The 1,008-nt window shown below is 67.5% G+C and carries 1 protein-coding gene; it reads right to left on the reverse strand.

Annotation, left to right across the window (positions count from 1 at the left end):
- Window positions 1-88: 88 nt before the first annotated feature.
- Window positions 89-868 carry an SDR family oxidoreductase gene (locus ACZ4UV_RS52080; RefSeq protein ID WP_467850281.1) on the reverse strand — a complete coding sequence of 260 codons (780 nt, stop codon included), beginning with the start codon at window positions 866-868 and terminating at the stop codon, window positions 89-91.
- Between the last annotated feature and the right edge of the window lie 140 nt (window positions 869-1,008).

Here is a 1,008-nt window from a genome sequence, read left to right on the forward strand (position 1 = left end):
CAGCGGTGGGCGCCGTGCACTGGCCCTGGCGCCCGCCCCCGGCCGATCCCGTCCGGCGATGACGCAAGCCGCCGGTTCCCCACGGGCCCTACAACTGCTCGAGCTGCTTCTGCAGGTACTCCCTGATGGTCGTCACCGCTTCCTTGCCGACCGGAAGCCGGGCCGGCGGGTTGTCCGAGTCGGCAACCTGCAGGATGGCGTCGACCACCTCACGCGGGTCCCCCACCCCATCCGGACCGAGTTCGGCAACCTGCCCCAGCACAGCGCCCACCGTCGGGGCATAGACCTCGTTCGGGCCCTCGACCACAGCGTTCGCGATGAAGCCCGTGCCATACGTACCCGGCTGGACGGCCGTGGCCGTCACCCCGGTCGGAGCGAGTTCCAGCGTGAGCGCCTCGGAGATCAGCTCCACAGCGCTCTTGCTCGCGGAATAGAGGCCGGAACCGGGCCACGCATAGGCACCGAGCTGCGACGACAGGTTGATGATGCGGCCACGCCGCGCACGCAGGGACGGCAGCGTGGCCCGGATCAGGGCCAGAGGGCCGAAGACATGCGTCTCGAAGACCGCCCGCGTCGTCTCGTCCGAGATCTGCTCCACGGCACCGAACAACCCGTAACCGGCGTTGTTCACCAGCACATCGATACCCCCGGCCGCCTCCACGGCAGCAGCGATGGCCGCAATGCCGTCAGGCTCCGTGACGTCCGCGAGCACCGTGCTGATCCGCGGACTGAACCCGGCGAGCTCGGCCAGGGCGTCACCGCGGCGGCCCGTAGCGATGACGAAGTCGCCCCGCTCAACGACCGCCTCCGTCAGCTGCCGGCCAAACCCGGACGAGGCCCCCGTGATAAGCCACTTCTTCGAGCTCATAATTCGCTCCTACACACTCTGATGGTTGTACATACGATGCATCCGTGTGAACCACAGTGTGTCACCAGACGGCATCCATGTCCGCTCCACGCCGGATCCATTCAAACGTTTGTGACACGACCAGCCCTGGCGCGACAGAT

It is taken from the genome of Streptomyces sp. NPDC028289 (genome assembly GCF_055565975.1).